This is a genomic window from Vibrio fujianensis (genome assembly GCF_002749895.1).
Taxonomy (GTDB): domain Bacteria; phylum Pseudomonadota; class Gammaproteobacteria; order Enterobacterales; family Vibrionaceae; genus Vibrio; species Vibrio fujianensis.
In genome coordinates this window covers 31405-34971 of sequence record NZ_NBUS01000054.1, presented here as the reverse complement: position 1 = coordinate 34971, position 3567 = coordinate 31405, and the positions used below count along the sequence as shown (strand labels likewise).

Here is a 3567-nt window from a genome sequence, read left to right as displayed (position 1 = left end):
GCCACTGGCGTGATCGCTCCTGTCCTTCCGACTTGAAACTCTACCTCATTCAGCCTGGTCATCTCTTCTTGAGCGGGGAACTTATAGGCAATTGCCCAGCGAGGCGCTCGCGCAACAAATCCTAACCGCTCTTGCAAAAGAACATCATCAACCTTGATCACCACACCATCAATTTCATAAGGTAATTCACTGCGTCGTTCCACGATATCTTGATAGTATTGTTTGACTTGGGCTAAATTCTCAACCCGTTTTGCTTCGGGGCTGATGGGTAATCCCCATTGTTTTAGTTGTAAAAAACGCTCATAGTGGCTGTCTGCTAACGCTCCTCCCTCAACAACCCCGACACTATACGCATAAAAAGCCAATGGTCTGGTTGCGGTAATACGAGAGTCTAGCTGACGTAAACTTCCTGCTGCTGCATTGCGCGGGTTAACAAAAACTTTTTGACCTTTTTTCAATGCTTGCGCGTTCATTTGCTCAAACCCCGCTTTCGGCATAAAAACTTCACCACGGACTTCTATCCGTTTTGGCCAACCAGTACCGCGCAATTTTAAGGGAATCGATTTGATGGTTCGAACATTTTCAGTAATGTTTTCACCTGTTGTACCATCACCACGAGTGGCAGCTTGTACCAATACACCATCGACATAAAGTAAGCTTACAGCCAGCCCATCTAACTTAGGCTCACAACAAAATGAAGCCTGTTTCGCTCCGGCCACACGCTCACCCATACGACGATAAAAACTGTCTAATTCCGCATCTTCAAAGGCGTTATCAAGCGATAGCATCGGAAGCTCGTGCACAACGGGCTCAAAGCCTAATAGCGGTGCACCGCCCACTCGTTGACTGGGTGAGTCTGCCGTCACCCATTGCGGGTGTTGAGCTTCAAGCTCTAATAGCTCTCGCATGAGTCTATCGTATTCCGCATCAGGAATGGTTGGTGCATCTTCTACGTAATAACGTATGGCATGCTCGTGCAGAATTTGCCGTAACTCTTGTAATCTTTGCTCTACGTGTTGCATCGTTATTCTCTCGAATCAAGAAAAAAGGCTCCGACTAGGAGCCTTTGATTGACTAGTAATCAGTTAAACCTGTTTGGCTTTAAACGCTTGGATCTGTTTACGGTAGCCAGATAGACGATCAGGCGTCATCAGATTTCGTGCATCATCCAATACATTGGCCCCCAAATCATCCGCAATTTGCTGAGCCGTTTTGAGCATTAACTTAAAGTTTTGCTCAGGATCACCAAAGCAAGGCAGCGTCATAAAAAAGGAAATACCTTTGGTCGCAAATTCAGCAGGGTCATCATGCTTGAGTGTTCCTGGCTGCATCATATTCGCAACGCTGAACAAAACCTTTCCTGTGCCAGATAAATCAGCATGACGATGATAAATGTCCATTTCGCCATACAATAAACCGTTTTGTTGCAAACTCTCAAATAACTTGGTTCCAATAAATGGTTCTGAGCCAGCGCAATGAACGTTGAGGACAACCACTTGTAGCTCTTCTTCCTTTGGCTGCTCGACAGCCGCCGTTTCAACAGGCCCAAATTCGCTGGAAGAAGAGTTGTCTAAATTAGGATCTGGTTCGGTTTGTGCTAAAGTTATTTGCTCATCAACGTCATCAGAAAGACGCACAGGAGTGACAGGGATATCTAACTCATAATCAGCGATCAAAGGATCAATATCATGACCAGATAAGCCAAAATCAGGTTCTTTTCTTTCTTTAGGAACAACATCATCCTGCGCGGATTCGGAGGCCATATCGTCATGTCGTTCAACCGCAATGCGACTAAGAGGTTTATCACCAAACTTAGACTTCCCTTCTTTTTTACTAGTCCAAAGACCATGAAATAGCAAAGCGGCTATCGCTAGCGCGCCAACAATTATGAGTACGAATCGCAATTCCTGCATTTTAAACTCTCAGTTTCTCGGTGTTGATGTTCTGAGCTCTAACGCCTATGACGCACGTTTACCAAGGTAGATATATCAGTTTAGTGGGCTACTTTACCAAAATTCCCCCCTACTTTAGAACAACTTAATGTTAGAAGTTGCGTCGATACGCTAATTTTTCTTCGCGGATCGCTCCGTTACGTTGAAGATATACGTTAATATGCGATTTCGTTTATCAGGGGATTGACTATGCCTATCACATCACAACATTCAGGTTTTGGCTATTTCACTGAAGGTTTCAAACTCGCTTTTTCACCCGGTATTCGGCGGTTTGTGCTATTGCCCCTTGTGGCGAATCTACTGCTCGTGGGTGGAGCCATGTATTATTTATTGACTCATCTCGATGGTTGGATTAATCAATGGCTCGACGGGCTACCGGATTTTTTATCTTGGCTGAGTTATTTACTCTGGCCTGTGCTAGCCTTGACTATCTTGGCCACGTTTTCCTATTTTTTCAGTACATTAGCTAATTTTATTGCCGCTCCTTTCAACGGTTTGCTCGCCGAAAAAGTCGAACAAAAAATTACTGGTGTAGCCGCCAGTGAGATGAGTATTTGGGCCTTGATTAAAGATACCCCACGAATTTTGCTAAGAGAATGCCGAAAAATGGCCTATATGCTCCCGAAAGCCATCGGGTTATTTCTGTTACTGCTGATCCCTGCATTAGGACAAACCATAGGCCCACTACTATGGTTTATTTTTACCGCATGGATACTCTCGATCCAATATTGTGACTACCCCTTTGATAACCACAAAATCGATTTCAATACCATGCGAAACAGTTTGAAACAAAAACAAAGCAAAGCCTATGGGTTTGGTATGATCATCTCAATGCTTACTGCTGTTCCCATCGTTAACCTTTTTATTATGCCTGTCGCCGTCTGTGGCGCGACGGTAATGTGGGTGCATGAATTTAAAGCCGAATATAAGCGGTAACGGCTCAATACCATTAAATCTTTAATAAGTTATAACTTTTTAGTCCTTTTACCTTCTTTCAGCAAACTCTATTCTGAGACGGTATTGACTAATTATCTCAACGCATCACACGCTAAATCTGCGTAATGAAGGAATATCACCATGAGCAAAATTTACGAAGACAACTCACTAACTATTGGTAATACACCACTTGTTCGTTTAAATAAGGTGAGCAAAGGTAACGTATTGGTAAAAATTGAAGCCCGCAACCCAAGCTTTAGCGTGAAATGCCGTATTGGTGCAAACATGATTTGGGAGGCAGAAAAGCAAGGTAAACTAAAAGCAGGCATAGAGCTGGTTGAACCTACCAGTGGTAATACTGGCATCGCTCTTGCCTTTGTTGCTGCAGCACGTGGCTATCAATTAACGTTAACCATGCCAGAGTCGATGAGCCTAGAACGTCGCAAGTTATTAAAAGCGCTCGGTGCCAACCTTGAACTCACCGAAGCGGCGAAAGGGATGAAAGGGGCGATTGCCAAAGCGGAAGAAATTGTAGCAAGCAACCCTGATAAATACTTACTGCTGCAACAATTCGATAACCCAGCCAACCCCGCGATCCATGAAAAAACCACTGGGCCTGAAATTTGGGATGCCACCGATGGCCAAGTTGATGTATTTGTCGCCGGAGTTGGTACTGGCG

4 protein-coding genes are annotated in these 3567 nt (G+C 44.3%); 2 read left to right on the top strand and 2 right to left on the bottom strand.

All coding sequences use genetic code 11. The annotated features are described in order from the left end of the window. The coding region (ligA, locus tag B7C60_RS19310) for an NAD-dependent DNA ligase LigA (RefSeq protein ID WP_245869429.1) at positions 1–1022 on the bottom strand (1022 nt) is incomplete at its 3' end. Positions 1023–1085: 63 nt separating this feature from the next. Then, positions 1086–1913, bottom strand: a complete 828-nt coding sequence (zipA, locus tag B7C60_RS13325) for a cell division protein ZipA (protein WP_099612088.1) — start codon at positions 1911–1913, stop codon at positions 1086–1088. 228 nt (positions 1914–2141) lie between these two features. Between zipA and cysZ the strand changes: the two genes are divergently transcribed. Further along, positions 2142–2888, top strand: a complete 747-nt coding sequence (cysZ, locus tag B7C60_RS13320; protein ID WP_099612087.1) for a sulfate transporter CysZ — start codon at positions 2142–2144, stop codon at positions 2886–2888. A 141-nt stretch (positions 2889–3029) separates the two neighbouring features. Continuing rightward, positions 3030–3567: pyridoxal-phosphate dependent enzyme (locus B7C60_RS19305; RefSeq protein ID WP_245869426.1), on the top strand; the 538-nt coding region annotated here is incomplete at its 3' end.